The 17,214-nt window shown below is 46.9% G+C and carries 14 protein-coding genes and 2 pseudogenes; 13 read left to right on the top strand and 3 right to left on the bottom strand.

From position 1 onward, the window contains the following. From MC7420_RS02225 to gloA, 3 genes are all read left to right on the top strand, one after another. The coding region (locus MC7420_RS02225; protein WP_006098161.1) for a Uma2 family endonuclease at nucleotides 1–619 on the top strand (619 nt) is incomplete at its 5' end. Nucleotides 620–655: 36 nt separating this feature from the next. Further along, complete coding sequence (locus tag MC7420_RS02220) at nucleotides 656–970, top strand: hypothetical protein (protein ID WP_044204330.1); 315 nt, start codon at nucleotides 656–658, stop codon at nucleotides 968–970. Between the two features lie 191 nt (nucleotides 971–1,161). Continuing rightward, on the top strand, nucleotides 1,162–1,593 hold the full coding sequence (gene gloA / locus MC7420_RS02215) for a lactoylglutathione lyase (protein ID WP_006098088.1): 432 nt from the start codon (nucleotides 1,162–1,164) through the stop codon (nucleotides 1,591–1,593). Between the two features lie 124 nt (nucleotides 1,594–1,717). On the opposite strand, the gene MC7420_RS02210 is transcribed toward gloA, so the two are convergent. Beyond that, the gene (locus MC7420_RS02210; protein ID WP_044204518.1) at nucleotides 1,718–2,887 is read right to left on the bottom strand and encodes an NAD(P)/FAD-dependent oxidoreductase; all 1,170 of its coding nucleotides are present in this window, start codon (nucleotides 2,885–2,887) and stop codon (nucleotides 1,718–1,720) included. Between the two features lie 242 nt (nucleotides 2,888–3,129). Between MC7420_RS02210 and MC7420_RS02205 the strand changes: the two are divergent. The 4 genes and pseudogenes from MC7420_RS02205 to MC7420_RS02185 all read left to right on the top strand — a co-directional run bounded on the left by MC7420_RS02205 (nucleotide 3,130) and on the right by MC7420_RS02185 (nucleotide 6,933). After that, nucleotides 3,130–4,390, top strand: a pseudogene (locus tag MC7420_RS02205) (RNA-guided endonuclease InsQ/TnpB family protein). Nucleotides 4,391–4,814: 424 nt separating this feature from the next. Then, the gene (locus MC7420_RS02195; RefSeq protein ID WP_006098198.1) at nucleotides 4,815–5,996 is read left to right on the top strand and encodes a M20 family metallopeptidase; all 1,182 of its coding nucleotides are present in this window, start codon (nucleotides 4,815–4,817) and stop codon (nucleotides 5,994–5,996) included. 73 nt (nucleotides 5,997–6,069) lie between these two features. Further along, the gene (locus tag MC7420_RS02190; RefSeq protein WP_006097805.1) at nucleotides 6,070–6,453 is read left to right on the top strand and encodes a thiaminase II/PqqC family protein; all 384 of its coding nucleotides are present in this window, start codon (nucleotides 6,070–6,072) and stop codon (nucleotides 6,451–6,453) included. A 60-nt stretch (nucleotides 6,454–6,513) separates the two neighbouring features. Beyond that, nucleotides 6,514–6,933, top strand: a complete 420-nt coding sequence (locus MC7420_RS02185; protein WP_006098078.1) for a peptidylprolyl isomerase — start codon at nucleotides 6,514–6,516, stop codon at nucleotides 6,931–6,933. 14 nt (nucleotides 6,934–6,947) lie between these two features. Here the strand turns inward: MC7420_RS02185 and MC7420_RS02180 are convergent, their stop codons facing one another. Both MC7420_RS02180 and MC7420_RS02175 read right to left on the bottom strand, forming a co-directional pair. Then, entirely contained in the window at nucleotides 6,948–7,958 is a 1,011-nt protein-coding gene (locus MC7420_RS02180; protein WP_006098018.1) for an alpha/beta hydrolase family protein, read from the bottom strand. Between the two features lie 241 nt (nucleotides 7,959–8,199). Next, nucleotides 8,200–8,586: a BON domain-containing protein gene (locus MC7420_RS02175; RefSeq protein ID WP_006097961.1), complete on the bottom strand. Its 387-nt coding sequence runs from the start codon at nucleotides 8,584–8,586 to the stop codon at nucleotides 8,200–8,202. Nucleotides 8,587–8,758: 172 nt separating this feature from the next. Between MC7420_RS02175 and MC7420_RS02170 the strand changes: the two genes are divergently transcribed. The 6 genes and pseudogenes from MC7420_RS02170 to MC7420_RS02145 all read left to right on the top strand — a co-directional run bounded on the left by MC7420_RS02170 (nucleotide 8,759) and on the right by MC7420_RS02145 (nucleotide 17,207). Beyond that, entirely contained in the window at nucleotides 8,759–9,745 is a 987-nt protein-coding gene (locus MC7420_RS02170) for a glutaminase (protein WP_006097878.1), read from the top strand. Between the two features lie 688 nt (nucleotides 9,746–10,433). Next, the gene (locus MC7420_RS02165) at nucleotides 10,434–10,673 is read left to right on the top strand and encodes an antitoxin (protein WP_006098284.1); all 240 of its coding nucleotides are present in this window, start codon (nucleotides 10,434–10,436) and stop codon (nucleotides 10,671–10,673) included. A gap of 30 nt (nucleotides 10,674–10,703) precedes the next feature. After that, nucleotides 10,704–11,107, top strand: a pseudogene (locus MC7420_RS02160) (PIN domain-containing protein). Between the two features lie 70 nt (nucleotides 11,108–11,177). Beyond that, on the top strand, nucleotides 11,178–15,059 hold the full coding sequence (locus tag MC7420_RS02155) for a CHAT domain-containing protein (protein ID WP_006097971.1): 3,882 nt from the start codon (nucleotides 11,178–11,180) through the stop codon (nucleotides 15,057–15,059). A gap of 3 nt (nucleotides 15,060–15,062) precedes the next feature. Beyond that, nucleotides 15,063–15,446, top strand: coding sequence for a hypothetical protein (locus MC7420_RS02150; protein ID WP_006097819.1), 384 nt, complete (start codon nucleotides 15,063–15,065; stop codon nucleotides 15,444–15,446). Nucleotides 15,447–16,049: 603 nt separating this feature from the next. Next, complete coding sequence (locus tag MC7420_RS02145) at nucleotides 16,050–17,207, top strand: hypothetical protein (RefSeq protein ID WP_006097879.1); 1,158 nt, start codon at nucleotides 16,050–16,052, stop codon at nucleotides 17,205–17,207. Nucleotides 17,208–17,214 lie beyond the last annotated feature (7 nt).

Raw genomic sequence — 17,214 nt, 5'->3', positions numbered from 1 at the left:
GGTTCAATCTTTGACCAAAACTGTTACCTTTGAAGAGTTTATTGCGTGGTATCCTAATACAGGAAAACGCTACGAACTCCACGATGGGGTAATTGTCGAAATGCCAAAACCCACTGGAACACACTCTAACGTAACAGGCTTTTTAATAGAAGAGTTAATTCTTACCATTGTCCAGATGGGAAAGCGAGGAAATTGGACAATTCCTAGAGAATCGATTGTTAAATCTAGCAATGGGAAATCAGGATATGAGCCTGATATTATTGTCCTTGACCAAGAAGCCCTAAAATTAGAACCCCGTTGGCAAAAAGAATCTATTATTGAAAATGCTCAATCCGTCAAACTCATTGTTGAAGTCGTTAGTACCAACTGGCGTGATGATTACTTCAAAAAGAGAGCAGATTATGAAGAAATGGGTATTTTTGAATATTGGATTGTTGATTATGCTGCGCTGGGGGGACGCAATTTTTTAGGGAGTCCGAAACAACCGATGGTATCTGTTTATCAACTGGTTGAGGAAGAGTATCAAATGACTCAATTTCGCGGGAATGATGTGATTGTTTCTCCTACGTTCTCTGGGCTTAATCTCACAGCAGAACAGATTTTTCAAGTGGGTCAGTAGTTTCGATTAAATCACTTTAGGAAGTTTGGAGGATGTATGAGTACCCAATTACAAGATGTTTTTAATCAAATTGACAGTTTAAATAAGCAAGAACGGCTTGAGGTTTTACATTATTTAGAACAGCGTGTTCAGGAAGATGATAAGGTTGAAGAATGTCAAGACATTGATGCCGATTATGAACATTTGCTGCAATATATTGCTGAAACCAAGAATACAGAATGTAGACGACCTTTACAAGACTTTCGCGGGATTGCACCCAATTTATTAGCAGGTCAAGATGCTCAGGAATGGGTTAGTCAGATGCGGGATGAATGGGAGGAACGTGAACGGGTATGGAGGAAGCCTGAGTAAAGAACGCAGTAAAGACCCTGAAGCAGACGGTATTGATCGTTATATTAGACTTGAACATATTGACCCCGATGATTTAAAGATTCGCCGTTGGGGATTGGTTTGTGAGGGATTCACCTATTGCACTACCTCACCGCCTCGATAGAATGAAAAGCAAAGAAACATGAATAAACGTAAGGAGTCTATAATCAGCTATGCGAATGCTACATACAATGCTGCGCGTCGGTGACTTAGATGAGTCGCTCAAATTCTACTGTGACGTGCTGGGAATGAAACTATTGCGGAAAAAAGACTATCCCGGCGGGAAATTCACCTTAGCGTTTGTCGGCTATGGCGATGAATCTGACCATACCGTGTTAGAACTCACCTACAACTGGGGTGTTGACCAATACGAGTTGGGTGATGCCTATGGTCACATTGCGATTGGCGTGGATGATATTTACGGAACCTGTGAGCAAATCAAGGAACGGGGTGGTAAAGTCGTGCGGGAACCCGGTCCAATGAAACATGGTTCCACTGTCATCGCTTTTGTCCAAGACCCGACTGGCTATAAGATTGAGTTAATCCAATTGGGAACTCAAGGCTCAGCCAAACCTCAAGAAAAAGCTACAGCGGCTAGTCATTGACAAGTTAAGAGTTTGTAGTAAGCGCTAAAGCGCTTCTGACTTCTGGCACTAAAGTGCCTACTACGAACCTAGCTTAAGGAGCGTGATATTCAACATGCTCCCCCGCTTCCCCGTTCCCTATTCCCTACAAATTCTGCGAAATTTGAGCGATAATCTGATCCTCTTTACCCATAACCCATTGGGCAAAGCGTTGGGCTAAGGGTGGCACATATACCAGAGGATTGGTAAATCCAGAGAAAATATAGACACCCTCTACGCCCTCAATTGCTCCCACCACAGGTAAATTATTACCACCAAATGCCACTAAACAGTGATGCCAAGTTCCCGGTAGGCTGGCTAAAGCAGGTAGGACATTCCCCACCTGAGTACGAATCGCAGACTCACTCGCGGCTGAGTTTATGGCGGCAAAGGGTTGAGTCAGAACACGACTAATTTGACCCATTCGTAAACTGCCATCTAGAAACTGAATCGCCCCCGCGTCTAAAATCGGCGGTACAGGTTCATAACCCCGTTGATCCCAAAAGGGTTCTACCTCCGCAGCGCTGGCTTGAGCTTCAAGTTGAAAGCGTTGGGTGTTTGCGGGCATGACTAATGTTCGCAATTTCAGGTCAACTGGTGGCGTTTCAATCATCTCCGCGTGGGTGAAGTAGACGCGCACCTGAATCCCAGCGGCGTTAAGCAAGGCGCGACTGAATCCCCCGGCACAAACCACTGTATTGGCAGCATGATAGGTTTGATTATCTGAGGTTTTCACCCCCTGAACCCTATCCCCTTGGCGCAGGAGTTCCACCACTTGAGCTATCTGCTGTTCACCCCCAGCACGACAAAAGGCTTGGCGATAGCCTTGGGTGAGGTGTTCCGGATGAATATGACCATGACGAACCGTAAGAACGCCCGCGATCGCATTAGGATTGAGTAGGGGTTCTAACTCACAAGCGTCCTCGACTGAGAGTAATTTGGGTGGAATGGCACAATCAGCATAAGCCGCTGCCATTTTTTCTGGGTCTTGGTTGGCGGAAATAGTCAGGACTAAATCCAATTCCCGAAACTGGGTATCATGGTCTAATGCCGCTGATAAATGCCTGTGGCGTTCAATTCCCTCAGCACACATTACTCTCGTCAGGTCGGATTTCCCTGACCAATAGGCTAAACCGCCATAACTGTACCGAGTCGCGCCTTGAATTGCTGTGTCCGAATCGACCAACAGAACCCTTAACCCTACCTGGGCAAGTTCATAGGCGAGTGCTGCTCCGGTAATACCCCTACCAACAACAATCCAATCGTAGGTTTTCATGATTGTTTGCTCATTCTCCACATCTTCCATTGTTATCGGGATTAACCCCTTAGTTAAGGGAATCAGGATTTACCTTAGTAGGGGGTTTGGGGGCGTTGTAAGACCCACGCTGTACCCTTCGACTCCGCTCAGGGTCAGCGTTGGGATACACAACTACCCCAAGTTAATTTAGGTGACTCAACGTTACCTAAATTAACATTTAACAGTACACGACTAGCCAGTAAATGTCCTATAATAGCGGTATGCTGACATTTAACTATCGCTACCGAATCTATCCAGATGCCACTCAAGAACAACGGTTAATTGAGTGGATGGAAATTTGCCGCCGCGCATACAACTATGCATTGGGGGAGATAAAGGATTGGTGCAATAGTCGTAAGTGCTTGATTGATAGATGTTCGTTGGAAAAAGAGTACATCATTCCAGCAGATACCAAGTTTCCCAGCGAGGTTCAACAGCTTAACAATTTACCTAAAGCTAAGAAGGAATTTCCCAAGTTAAAAGAGGTTCCCTCTCAAGTCCTTCAGCAAACGATTAAGCAGTTGCATAAAGGTTGGGATTACTTTAAGTCTCGCGGGTTTGGCTTTCCCCGATTTAAAAAGTTTGGGCAGCTTAAATCGTTACTGTTTCCTCAATTTAAGGAAAACCCTGTAACCGATTTGCATATCAAATTACCCAAACTTGGGGCGATTCCTATTAATTTGCATCGTCCTATTCCTTATGGTTTTACAGTTAAGCAAGTACGAATCATACGAAAAGCTGACCGATGGTATGCATCTATTAATATTCAATGCGATGTCAGTATCCCTGACCCTAAGCCCCATGGATATCCGATTGGAGTAGACGTGGGCTTAGATAAGTTTTTAGCTACCAGTGATGGAGTTGTTGTCGAACCGCCTAAGTTTTTTAAGAAACTACAGAGCAAGCTGAAATTGCTGCAACACAGGCTATCCAGGAAAACAAAGCGGTCTAAAAATTACGAAAAACAGCGCCTTAAGGTAGCTCGACTTCACCACCAAATTGATAACACCAGAAAAGATTTTCATTTTAAACAAGCGCACGCCCTTTGCGACGCGGGTGATATGGTTTTCATGGAAGACCTTGATTACCGCATTACCGCTAAAGGGTTTCTTGGGAAACAGATGTTGGATAGCGGTTTTGGTCAATTTCGCACCATCACCCAGTACATCTGCTGGAAGCGCGGAAAGTTCTTTGCTGTTGTTGATGCTAGGGGTACTTCTCAAGAATGTCCTGAGTGTAAGGGTGAGGTCAAAAAAGACCTGAGCATTCGGATACATGATTGTCCTCATTGTGGCTACAAAACTGATAGGGATGTTGCCAGTGGTCAGGTGATCAGAAACCGAGGAATAGAGCTAATTAGTACCGCTGGGCTAGCGGGAAAGGAAACTGCCTATGCAGCCGATCTACCGGGGGTTGGTGAAAGCCAAAACTAGGCAAGTGGCAAAATCCCGTAAGGGAGTAACTAGGAAATCCTCAAAGTGATTTGGGGAAGCCCACACCATAATTTTTGATTTGGTGTGGGAGGATGTCACCAGTCTCCATCTGTAGGTGGGCATTGCCCACCATTGGTGTCAACTTAAGCGCTAAAAGCAGGGGGAGCAGGGGGAGCAGGGGAAGCAGGGGGAGCAGGGGAAGCAGGGGAAGCAGGATAAGTAGGATAAGTAGAGATATTGTCGTTACCACGTTCAAGGAAATGCCCCGGTTGAGGCATAGCCTACCTTGAATGGCTGTAAACCCGAATTGGCAAAGGTTGTGGCTTAAGTTGACACGCATGATTGCCCACCATACCACTCCCATTTTGATTGGGATTAATGTCTTAGTCTAACGACCGATGGTTGCATTATTTTTCAGATATTTAGATGCTGAAATAGATACAGTGGGTACAGTGAGACCTCTCGTTTAGTTTATGCTTAGCCGAATCAAAGACCTCGCCCAAGAACTCGCACCGCGTCTGATTGAAATTCGCCGCCATATCCATGGTCATCCGGAATTGAGCGGTCAGGAATACCAAACGGCGGCTTATGTCGCGGGTGTTCTGTCGTCCTGTGGCATTGTTGTCCAAGAAGGGATTGCCAAAACGGGCGTGATTGGTGAGTTAGTTGGGGGGACTGATGAACGCTTAGTGGCGATTCGCACGGATATGGATGCGTTACCGATTACTGAAGCCGCCCCTCTAGAATTTGCCTCCCGTAAGATGGGGATAATGCACGCCTGTGGTCATGATGTTCACACCACTGTTGGTTTAGGTACGGCGATGGTGTTGTCTGGATTGGGGGAACAATTACCGGGAAATGTGCGCTTTTTGTTTCAACCTGCTGAAGAAATTGCCCAAGGTGCCAACTGGATGGTGCAAGATGGGGCGATGAATGATGTCAGTGCCATTTTTGGGGTTCATGTGTTTCCCTCGATTCCAGGCGGTTCCATTGGTGTCCGTTACGGCGCACTCACGGCGGCGGCGGATGATTTGGAAATCTTTATTACCGGGGAATCGGGTCATGGTGCCCGTCCCCATGAAGCCGTGGATGCGATTTGGATTGCGGCTCAGGTGATTACTACCTTACAGCAAGCGATTAGCCGGACTCAGAATCCTTTACGTCCGATGGTCTTGACAATTGGACAGATTAATGGTGGACGCGCCCCGAATGTGATCGCCGATCAAGTCCACTTAGCCGGAACCGTGCGATCGCTCCACCCCGAAACTCACGCGAATCTGCCAGAATGGATTGAGTCAATTGTGGCAAATGTCTGCCAGATGTATGGCGCTCGCTATGAGGTGAGTTATCGCCGGGGTGTGCCTTCGGTGCAAAATGACTTAGCTTTAACTCAAATCTTAGAAGCATCTGCCAAGGAAGCTTGGGGAAGTGATCGAGTGCAAATTTTACCCGAATCCTCTATGGGAGCCGAGGATTTTTCCATGTATCTAGAACATGCTCCGGGTACGATGTTCCGCCTTGGCGTCGGGTTTAAGGATAAGCCTAATTATCCCTTACACCACCCCCAATTTGAAGTGAATGAATCGGCGATTATTACAGGTGTGGTAACGCTGGCTTATTCTGTCTATCAATATTGGCAACAGTCTGTTTTGTAGGCAAGAGAGGGGTGAGTTGGGGAAATTGTAGGGGCGGGTTTAGGGTCTTTATTTTTGCTATTGATCGTAATCTTTGTACAAAACCCGCCCTGACCAACTAAATCTAAATACTCAGAAACAACCCGCCTGTAACCAATACTGTCACTTCATGCAAACGCTTGGGGATATGCCTTATCCGGTTCAAGCCACTGCGTTTTGGGCGATTGAATTGGCATATAATCAAGGCTGGCAATTGCCAGGTCAGATGAGTGGGTCTTACAATGAATTTGCACAACGCTGGGGAAATCCTGGATTTACTGAGTATGTCACTTTGTTGGAAAAGCAAGCGAATCAGGTATTGCCAGAGGCGTCAGAATCCATTCAACAGCAAGCCGAGTCTGCATTTTTGCAGGTCGCTCAATTAGAAGCAGAGTTTTGGCAAATGGCGTTTAATGCTGAAACGGATCGTGCCAGATAATGTGACTTATTCCCCAGTTTCACTCAACCCTAACAACATATCACACGCAAGGAAAAAACTATGACCCGCGCCATTATGGAAACGGAAAAAGGTACAATTCATCTAGATTTATTCGAGAAAGATGCTCCGAATACAGTGAAAAATTTTGTCGATCTCAGTGAAAAAGGATTCTATGACGGACTGAATTTTCATCGCGTTATTCCCGATTTTATGATTCAAGGCGGTTGTCCTCTGGGAACGGGTACGGGGGGTCCTGGCTATACGATTAACTGTGAAATTAACCCCAATAAGCATTTAGCTGGGTCATTATCGATGGCACATGCAGGTCGCAATACTGGCGGAAGTCAATTTTTTATTTGCCACTCGCCTCAACCCCATTTAGATGGCGTCCATACTGTTTTTGGCAAGACAGAGGATATGGAGGTGGTTAATGCGATTCAGAAAGGGGATAAGATTCTTTCGGTGAAGATTGAAGAGTAATTTTGTCGGCTCATTCAATTAGAAGGTAACGCCGATTCAGAAAGGGGATTGATCGGGTGAATCACGATGACATTTTCATCCTGATCATCCCCACTATTGTACAGATAGTCAAAAGCGGCAGTATCATTAAGTAGATGCGATCGCAAAAACAAGGCACTCCAACGAGCGATAGTTTCTGTGGCTACATCCTGGTCTAATAAAGGTCTAACAGGATCGCGAACGGGGTTATCTTCATTGGTAATCCCATAATGGTTAGCCCCTTTGACAATGACTAAAGCCTTGGGTGGATCTTGAATCTGGTTGTAAGTAGCTGTAATTTCAACTAAATCGGCAATCGTGTCTTGACTTCCGGCGATTAACGCGGTAGGAATCATTTGATTATTAATCGGCGGAAATGAACCTGTTTCGGGGGGATCTTTAAAGTTTGTACCATAGAAAATACCAGCCATTACTTCGGGAGGCTGGGTAAAGTTACCAGCGCATACTCTAGGAACGCAGATGTCTTGAATAACAGCTAATCCGACAAAACCGCCAAAGGAATGTCCGAGTAATCCTAGTTTATTGGTATTAACAATTCCCGCAATCGGTGAATCCGGATTAGTGTTTTCTTGTTTCATATAAGAAAGAACATCATGGACTTGCTGCTGTTCGGCAATAAACCCTGTGACGGGTTCTCCTGTTCTGGGATTGGTTACAGTTCGTTCATGATTAGGGACAATCACGACAAATCCGTAACTGGCAACGGTACTGGCGAAATTGGCGTAGTCGGCTTTATCCACTAATGCTCCTTGCAGCATTAATGCGATGGGAAATTGATTGGTGTTGGTGTTAGAATTTGAGGGAATTGGGAAATAAATATCAGCGGGATCACCATTGGTTGTAATTGTTGTTTGATAGGTATTAACTGTATCGAATAGAGGCTCGGCGCTATAGGTTGCAGAGGTTTGTTCTCCTGGTGCTAAAGCAATGAATAATGCCCCGACTATGGTTACAGATGATTGTTTTTTTGTGGATAAGCAACTCATTGTCTACGAGATTTTCGGATTATTTTAAGACTGTCGGAAAAATTGAGTCCATTGTCAAGTGTTTCGGATAGGTTGCACTCATGGAGTGGCGTGGCACATCTAAAATGGTGGAATAGATTTTACGGTTAAATTGGGCGCACGTCAGTGCGCCCCTACGGTGAAATGCTTAAATAATTGAAAAAGACATTAGATTTTAACCTAATGCCTTTTTGGTCGATTATAGCCTAATATAGCGAACAGGTTAACCTACTGTCACTTGAGTCGTGTCAACCGCTTTGGCACCATTAACACCTCTAGCCACCTTCACCATCTTGTCTAAAATAGCCTGATTCGGAACCTTACCTTTCAACACCACAGTGGTACTCGTTTGGGCGACATAAAGCGTACTGATGTCATCTAAATCCGGATCTTCATCAAATGCTAACGCCACCCGCTTGGCTAAACCGCTTTGGTCATATTCTCCATGTAAACCAAGACGTTCTGGAGGAGTGGTGGAGAGTTTCGTCGTGGCTGGGGCTTCATCTGTTTTTGGACGACTGGCGGCGGATGAAGGCTGCTGCTGTGTTGGAGGGTTTACTTTTGCCTCTTGTGGCTTGTCCATGCCAAATAGTCGTTGTAACCAACCCATATTCTGTTAAACTCCGATTATACTTTCATGATTGATCTATTCATTATCGGTTAACGTTAGGAGTTTGAACATCTATCAATAAGAATAGTTAAGGGTGATCAGTGGATGATTCGCTTTTATTGCTCAGGGTTTAAATCTGCACTTTAATCAATCTATTTGAATCGGGGGTAGCATGGCTGAAAAAATTGAGACGTCGCACCCTATCAGTGACAGGGATAACCCGAATCATCATCAATCTTCTCTGGGACTATCCGCATTGACTTCAGATCAACTCAATACTTTAATCGCTCAGGCAAAAGTAAAATGTCAAGGAGGACAACTACCAACCTATATCCCCTTACTAGCGCAGGCAAATCCAGGCTGGGTGGCGATACAGGTACAGAGGATTAAAGGTGAGGGAGTGGCGGCGGGTGATATTCGTTGTTCTTTTCCGTTGATGAGTGTGATTAAGCCGTTTGTCTTGCTATTCTTGCTAGAACAATTGGGGACAGAGGCGGTATTTTCTCAGGTGGGGATGGAACCGTCTGATCAGCCATTTAATTCCTTAGCGCAACTGCAAGCGGATCGGGGAAAGCCGCGTAACCCAATGATTAATAGTGGCGCGATCGCACTCGCTGGGCGTTTACCGGGTAAGGATGGGGCGTCTCGTTGCGAAAGCCTGCGCCAGTGGCTGAATCAGCGATCGCACTCTCAGTTGGTGTTAGATGAGGCGATGTTACAGTCGGTGCGTTCTCTCCCCAATGAACGAAATCAGGCGATCGCGAATTTATTAGCAACTGTAGGGTATCTGGATTGTCCAGAAATTGCCCTGGATACTTATAATCACGTCTGTTGTCTATCGGGAACGGTGACGGATTTAGCTAATTTGGGAATGTTGCTGGGGCAGGATAGTAGCATGATATCACCCCAACACCGCCGCACGGTTAACGACATTCTGATCACCTGTGGATTGTATCAAGCTTCTAGTCGCTTCGCGACGGAGGTGGGATTACCAACCAAGTCAGGGGTGAGTGGGGCGATGTTGTCTATTGTACCGTCTCAGGGGGCGATCGCCTGTTATTCTCCGGCGTTAGATGAGACAGGAAATTCTCAGGTGGGGTTGTTTATTGTGCAGCAATTGGCGCAGGATTTCAACTTAAGCTCAACCCCTCACCCCTAACCCCTTTCCATCCCCCCTCGTTCCCCCCTACCCCCCTCGTTCCCTCCTTCGCTTTTTTGGCAAGGGGGAGGGGAGTAAGAGAATCTGGTTCCCCTTCTCCCACCCCCCTCGTTCTGACAGGTGTAGGTTTTTTATTTAAGGGTGGAGACAAGACAAGGGGACAAGGAAGGAAAGAAGACAAGGGGGAAAAACCGTATAGAATTCGGTTCGGTCAAACTAACTTCTAAAAGCCGAAACGCCCTATTTTTCGTTCTCACTCTTCCTTGTCTACGGTCGCTGAGCGAAGTCGAAGTGATGGTCTACCTGTCTTCCAAGTCTAACCTGAACCGCAATCTTAAAAAACCTACCCTTGTGAGCCCCCTCGTTCCCCCCTACGAAGAGGGGGGAAGACAGCGGATGCTTCGCTTTTTTTGCACGGGAGAAGGGGTTAGGGGATGAGGGGGAAAATTTGAGCCATCAGTGTCAACTTTAAGTGCGATCGAATCTGTGTCTGTCGTTCTGAGTCGAGTTCGAGGCTAAAAGCGCAAGTCGTCTAAAGATGACTCAAATTCTTATAGAAACAACCCCAACAGTTAGACACGTCTGTCTACATCGAAACGCTTTGGCTATACCCTAGTTATTAGAAGAGAAGAAGAAAATGCCGTGAATGTTTTAATTGGCAACCGGAAATGATAGGAAAAGAATTACTATGACCACCGAATATCACGTCAAACTGATTCAAACCGGAAATACCCAAACCCTAACCATTCCCCAAGACTTAACTCTATCTACAACAGATGTCACCATCCGCCAAGAAGACGGCAAACTGATTATCGAACCCTACCAGAAAAAATCCCTCCTCTGTGTTCTCGCCACTCTCGAACCCCTAGATGAAGACTTTCCCAACGTTGACGAAGGCGTATTACCCCTAGACGATATCGAACTTTAAAAAGACGCGCCATGGTGTCTCTCTATAGATATGAATTACTGCTATTTATTAGATACGAACATCATTTCAGAATTAGTCAAGCATCCCAGAGAACAAATTTTTACAAAAATCCAAAGTGTTGGCGAGGCAACAATCTGTACAAGCATCATCGTCGCTTGTGAGTTAAGATTTGGAGCCCAAAAAAAGAACTCGCCTCAACTCACCCAAAACATTGAAGCCATCTTAGATAGTCTTGAGATTTTGCCTCTAACCTACCCCGTAGAGCAATATTATGCTGAAATCCGAACTCATTTAGAACAACAAGGAACACCTATTGGCGGTAACGATTTATTGATTGCTGCCCATGCTCTCAGTTTGAATCTCACCGTCATCACCAATAATGTTCGTGAATTTTCTCGTGTCCCTAATTAAAACTAGAAAACTGGCTCAATTAAACCGTATTACCCCATCACCCCCTCTGTCTTTTGGTATACCCTAGTTAGCATCTCCCCTCTCAATTCCCCCATGAATGAACAACGCCTACAAGCCTATCTAACGCTGATTAATGCCCTATTAACCTGTCCCAGTGAGGAAGGGCAGATATTAGAGGATAACGCTGAGTTAGTGGATGCGGGGTTAGTAGCAACCATGACACAGGTGGCGGAAGCGTTAGCAGAGAGGGGTGATGAAAATGCGGCGCAGTTTTTAATCGGAATGGCGAATCAGTTAGGGGAATTCTTGGGATTATCTGACTCAACTGCTACTCCTGAAGCTCAACTGCGTTTCCTGATGCAAGTATTACAAGCAACGTCAGATAGTGATGTTAATCCGCAAGTTGTCTATCCCCTCCTCCAGCAAAACCTGCATCTATTGGATGATAACTTTGCCCAGATATTGTATGACTGGGGAACGGCAACACTAGCAGAAGTGGAAGCCGAACAAGCCCAATTTATTGCCGCCACTATTGGTAATTTCAGTAATCTGATTGGGCAGTTTCCTTTAGGAAGTCAAGCCACTAACCTGGAAATCGCGATTAAGGGTTATGAAGTGATGCTCACTATCTTTACCCGCGAGAATCACTCAGAAAATTGGGCAACCCTTCAAAATAATCTGGGTGCTGCCTACTATTCCCGAATCCGGGGAGAGAAGGCAGAGAATATAGAAAATGCGATCGCTTCCTATCAAGCCGCCCTTCAAGTCTACAGCCGTGACGCCTTTCCTAGCCAATGGGCAATGACCCAAAATAATCTGGGTGCTGCCTACTATTCCCGAATCCGGGGAGAGAAGGCAGAGAATATAGAAAATGCGATCGCTTCCTATCAAGCCGCCCTTCAAGTCTACAGCCGTGACGCCTTTCCTAGCCAATGGGCAATGACCCAAAATAATCTGGGGAATGCCTACAGTGACAGAATCCGGGGAGATTTGGCAGAGAATATCGAATGTGCGATCGCATCTCTTCAAGCCGCCCTTCAAGTCAGAACCCGTGACGCCTTTCCTCGTGACTGGGCAACCACACAAAATAATCTGGGGCTTGCCTACGGTGAGAGAATCCGGGGAGAGAGGGCAGAGAATATGGAAAAGGCGATTAAATCCTTTCAAGCCGCCCTTCAAGTCAGAACCCGTGACGCCTTTCCTAGCGACTGGGCAGGTACGCAAAATAATCTGGGGAATGCCTACTATTACCGAATCCGGGGAGAGAGGGCAGAGAATATCGAATGTGCGATCGTTTCCTATCAAGCCGCCCTGGAAGTCTACACCCGTGACGCCTTTCCCAGCGACTGGGCAATGACCCAAAATAATCTGGGGAATGCCTACTGGAACAGAATCCGGGGAGAGAGGGCAGAGAATATAGAACTAGCCATCGCATCCTATCAAGCCGCCCTTCAAGTCAGAACCCGTGACGCCTTTCCTAGCCAATGGGCAATGACGCAAAATAATCTGGGAAATGCCTACTCTGAAAGAATCCGGGGAGAGAGGGATGAGAATATAGAAACTGCGATCGCATTCTATCAAGCCGCCCTTCAAATCTACACCCGTGACGCCTTTCCTAGCCAATGGGCAATGACGCAAAATAATCTGGGAAATGCCTACTCTGAAAGAATCCGGGGAGAGAGGGCACAGAATATAGAAACTGCGATCGCATTCTATCAAGCCGCCCTTCAAATCTACACCCGTGACGCCTTTCCTCGCCAATGGGCAGCCACGCAAAATAATCTGGGTACTGCCTACTGGAACAGAATCCGGGGAGAGAGGGCACAGAATATAGAAACTGCGATCGCATCCTATCAAGCCGCCCTTCAAGTCAGAACCCGTGACGCCTTTCCCAGCGACTGGGCAGCCACGCAAAATAATCTGGGGAATGCCTACAGAGACAGAATCCGGGGAGAGAGGGCACAGAATATAGAACTAGCCATCGCATCCTATCAAGCCGCCCTTCAAGTCAGAACCCGTGACGCCTTTCCCAGCGACTGGGCAGCCACGCAAAATAATCTGGGGAATGCCTACAGAGACAGAATCCGGGGAGAGAAGGCAGAGAATATAGAAAATGCGATCGCATCCTATCAAGCCGCCCTGGAAATCAGAACCCGTGACGCCTTTCCTAGCCAATGGGCAATGACGCAAAATAATCTGGGGAATGCCTACAGAGACGCCCGACAATTGGACAACGCCTATCATGCCTTTGCCACAGCGATTGATACCGTTGAATTCCAGAGAGTCGAGATTAGTTTAGGTACGGCTAATGATGCTGATAAACAGAAACTAGCGGAATATTTCAATAGAATCTATCGCAATATAATCGAAGTCTGTCTAGAATTAGCCGACAATACCCAAGCCTGGGAATACATCGAACGCAGCAAAACCCGTAACCTGATCGAACTCCTCACCAGCCGCAGCCTTTACCCCGATGGCGAAATTCCCACCCAGATCAAAAGCCAATTGCAACAGTTACAGCAAGAGATTCTCATTGAACAGCGACGCCTAAATCAGTTACAGGCGGCTGGGGAACAAAAGTTATCGGCAAAATCGATAACTGTAGAAGAGATAGACTACAGCCATATCAACCAACTACGCCAGCGCTATAACGAACTTTATCCTTATAAACCCCTTAAGTTTGACCAACTCTCTACACTGATTGATCAGAATACGGCAATTATTGAATGGTATATTTTCGATGATTGCTTCCGCGCTGTGATTATTAATGACCTAACCCCCCAGCCCCCTTCCCTGCAAGGGAAGGGGGAGAATTTAAGGAATAACGAGAATGTAGGGAATAATGAGAATGTAGGGAATAATAATAAGAATTCAAAGCCTCTCTCCTCGCAGGAGAGAGGTTTGGAGAGAGGTTTCCCCTGCATCTGGACATCCACCCCCGAAGACTTAACTAACCTAGAAACCTGGGCTAACGACTATCTCCAAGCCTACTACGCCCCCAGACTCGCCGAAACCGACGCCGAAACAGAACAACTCCAACAAAACTGGCAAACCTCACTCCCCTCACGCCTCAACCAGCTAGCCGAAATACTCCATATTAACGATATCCTCACCCACATCCCCGAAACCTGCACCCAATTAATCCTGATTCCCCATCGTTATCTTCACCTGTTCCCCTTCCACGCCTTAGACTTATTCTCTCGCTTTCCCAAAGGCATCCGCTATATACCCAGTTGCCAACTCCTGCACCAATTACAGGAACGACAACGCCCTCACTTTCAACACCTGTTTGCTATTCAAACTCCCACACCTGATTTATACGAAAAAGACTTAGGCGCAGTATCTGCCATCACCAGACAATTTCCCCAGATTGATAGCCTCAAAAAAGACAAAGCTACTAAATCCGCCCTCCTCTCCTCTGGGGAAACTCTCGACGCTGCCAACTGTCTCCTCTTCTTCTGTCACGGCTATTTTCGTTCGGATTCTGTTTTGGATTCCGGCTTACAGTTAACAGATGGATTCCTCACCCTAGAAAATATCATTGCTGATTTTAGCCTGAGTAATTGTCGCCTCGTCACCCTTTCCGCCTGCGAAACAGGCATACCGGAAATTAAACCCAGCGATGAATATATCAGCTTACCCTACGGTTTCCTGTTAGCGGGTAGCACCAACGTTGTCAGTAGCCTTTGGGCAGTCAGCGCTGCGGCTACAGCATTATTAATGGTGAAACTGTATCAGGAACTCCAGCAACACGAGAACATCGCCCTCGCCCTGAATACCGCCCAATGCTGGCTCAGAGATAGCACCGTGCAGGATTTTCGCGCATGGCTACCCCACTCCCGACTCAATCGGATTTGGCGGATAAAATTGGATCAGTACTTCCACGCAATCGAAACTGAAAAGGGAGTCACAGAAAAACCGTTTGAATCTCCCTATTATTGGGCGGCTTTTTGTGCTGTTGGCAAAGGAGTTTAAATTATGTCTGATTATGAAAATAGCATCTCAGCTTTTTGTCAAGTATTAGACGATAAATCTGACTTACTTTCAACCCAAGACTGGGCTGACTTACATCAACGGATGATTAATCTATCAGATGATACAGAGGAAATCATTGAGGAAATTGACCAATGGTTAGAGTCTCATCCTGAGATATCAACCGCTTACGATGAGCAGTTGCGAAAAGCATCAACCGATTCTTCTGTCAACTTGAACAACGGTCTAGGAGTCGCTAATAGCAAATCTCCCACACCAGCGAATCAACAAAGCCCAGCGGCGAAGGACATGATTATTAATCATATTCTCAGACATTCACCCCCATCCACACCCCAGACAAACCCACCTAATACTCAAGGTTCCAATTAAGCGATAGGGATTGGCGGTTCGACTCAAGCTGATAGAACGGAGAATGCAGCGAGAAGCTAATAATAAATGATTAATTTGAAGCAACAAGCTATCTTTTTCCCCCTCTTGCTCCCCTCTCCCCGGCGTGGGAGAGGGGCTGGGGGAGAGGGGCGATATCTTCAGCTAAACAGGGCACGGCATTGCCCATTGGTGTCAACTTAAGCTAGAAAAGCAATGCTGGCAAGCTTTTAAGCTGTGTCTGTCTATTCCTCAACATTTTCCCCCTCATCCCCTAACCCCTTCTCCCACCAGGGGAGAAGGGGAACCGGATTCTCTGGCTCCCCTCTTGCTCCCCTCTCCCGTGCCAAAAAAGCGAAGCCTCCTCTGTCATCCCCTCTCTTGCTCCCCTCTCCCGTGCCAAAAAAGCGAAGCCTCCTTTGTCATCCCCTCTCTTGCTCCCCTCTCCCCGGAGTGGGAGAGGGGCTGGGGGAGAGGGGCGATATCTTCAGCTAAACAGGGCACGGCAATGCCGTACCCCTACAGATATTCTGTATTATAGGCTAATAAAAATCGCGGCAATTTCCATCAACAAATGACATAAGACATAAGACCAATAACTAATCAATGAAAAACGTCAGCCTCACCCTCTACGCCTTCCACCTGCGTCAAACCCTCACCGACGCCCCCGATCGCGTGGCAGATGATGCGGCTTTATTATGGGATAATCTGACTAATCTGGGACATTTCCCTGGACTGACTACCCTCAAATCCCAACTCATCTGCTACACCAACACCGAATACACCCCCCAAAACGAACCCGGACAAAAAACTTACTGGCTTACCCACGCCCAAAAAGATATCGACTTAGGCGCTATCTCCACCGCCGATGGCTTCAAAATCACCGCCAATCTGCAACCCTTTCGCCTGAATGACACCTACGCCATTGATCTCACTCTCACTCCCGACTCTCCCCACCTCGACATCACCCTCCCCCAACTGCAACACTTCCGCCCCCAATCCCTCCTCCCCAACACCATCCAAGCCTCCCTCGGACAAACCCTGTGGTTATACGCCGAAGTAGACGCCCAAACCGACTGCGCCACCCTCGCTGAACAATGTGCCACCGCCCTCCTCGCCAACACTCCCCTCAATCCCAGCTTCCAGAATCAAGACAGCCTCTTCGGGAGTCACCTCTTCCACTACCTCGCCACCCAACCCAGCCAACCCGATAACCCCGCCCAACAATGTCATATCCTCATCTCTCTCAACACCAACCACTCTCCCACTGTTGAACTGTTGGGAAAAGGCTATGATGAACTCCTGCAACTCCTCTGTTGCCATCACAAACTCCGCTACATCTATCACCAATCCCGCCAACGCTACCCCGACGCCCGACACCTCTACAGCCAGTTAGAACAACAAATCCAAACCTTACCCAACCTCACCACCGACAAACAAACCCGCCTCGACGCCCTAAAAAACCTGCTCAACCAAATCCCCCACACCGCCCTCGACTACGCCCGATGCTTGCGTGACTTACGCGCCCATCATACAGCGATGGAAACCAATCTCACCAACTTTGACACCAAGCAACAGAAACTTGCCCAATTTGGCGATATCCCCCAATTCTGGGGCAAATTCCTCAAAGAAAGCCATGTCTGGAAACAGCAAATCCAAACCGACATCAATTATCTATCACCCGGACAAGACTTATTCGGACAAATGCTAGAAACCGTGCGAGGCATCGTAGACTTAGATCAAGCAGAACGCGATACGTTCTGAAGGAACA

The organism is Coleofasciculus chthonoplastes PCC 7420 (assembly GCF_000155555.1).
Classification (GTDB): domain Bacteria; phylum Cyanobacteriota; class Cyanobacteriia; order Cyanobacteriales; family Coleofasciculaceae; genus Coleofasciculus; species Coleofasciculus chthonoplastes_A.
The sequence above is the reverse complement of the archived record's forward strand: the minus strand, read 5'-3'. Positions and strand labels throughout refer to the sequence as shown.